The 990-nt window shown below is 69.2% G+C and carries 1 protein-coding gene; it reads right to left on the bottom strand.

Going from position 1 to position 990, the window contains the following annotated elements; all coding sequences use genetic code 11:
- Positions 1-990 (bottom strand): methylmalonyl-CoA mutase family protein (locus tag RKE40_RS29600; RefSeq protein ID WP_316021729.1); only part of this gene is annotated, 990 nt, incomplete at its 5' end.

The raw sequence follows: 990 nt of genomic DNA, 5'->3' as shown, positions 1-990 counted from the left end.
TCACTCTGCGGCTGATTTCTGGGCGTATCCGAGTTTCTGGTTGAGCTCTTCGAGGAGCTTTTCGGCGGCGTCGGCGATGACGGTTCCGGGCGGGAAGATCGCGCTGGCGCCGGCCTCACGCAGGGTCTCGAAGTCCTGCGGCGGGATCACGCCGCCGACGACGATCATGATGTCGGGGCGCCCGGCCTTGGCCAGCGCCGCCTTCAGCTCCGGCACCAGGGTCAGGTGGCCGGCAGCGAGCGAGGAGACGCCGATGATGTGGACGTCGTTCTCGACGCCCTGGCGCGCCGCCTCGTCCGGGGTGGCGAAGAGCGGGCCGATATCGACGTCGAAGCCGAGATCGGCGAAGGCCGAGGCGATCACCTTCTGGCCGCGATCATGCCCGTCCTGCCCCATCTTGGCGACGAGGATGCGCGGCCGGCGCCCATCGGCCTCCTCGAAGGCCTCGGTCATCGCCTGCACCCGTGCGACCGCAGGGTTCATCGTGCCGACCTCCCGCTTGTAGACCCCCGAGATCGCCTTGATCTCGGCCCGGTGGCGCCCGAAGACCTTCTCCAGCGCCATCGAGATCTCGCCGACCGTCGCCTTGGCCCGCGCCGCCTTGACCGCAAGGTCGAGCAGGTTGGCCTCGCCCGCGGCGCCTTCGGTCAGCGCGGCGAGTGCCGCCTGGACCTCGGCCTCGTTGCGCTCGGCCCTGAGCCGCCTGAGCTTGTCGAGCTGCTGGGCCCGGACCGCGGCATTGTCGACCTTGAGCACCTCGATCGCCGCCTCGTTCTCGGGCTTGAAGCAGTTGACGCCGATGATCGCCTGCTGGCCGCCATCGATCCGCGCCTGCGTCTTGGCGGCGGCCTCCTCGATCCGCAGTTTCGGGATGCCGGCCTCGATCGCCTTGGCCATGCCGCCGAGCGCCTCGACTTCCTGGATATGGGCCCAGGCTTTTGCCGCAAGCTCGGCGGTCAAGCGCTCGACATAATAGGAGCCGCCCCAGGG

Origin of the sequence: Allobosea rubneri, assembly GCF_032464875.1 — a bacterium.
Lineage (GTDB): Bacteria > Pseudomonadota > Alphaproteobacteria > Rhizobiales > Beijerinckiaceae > Allobosea > Allobosea rubneri.
This window is presented reverse-complemented; position numbering and strand designations above follow the sequence as displayed.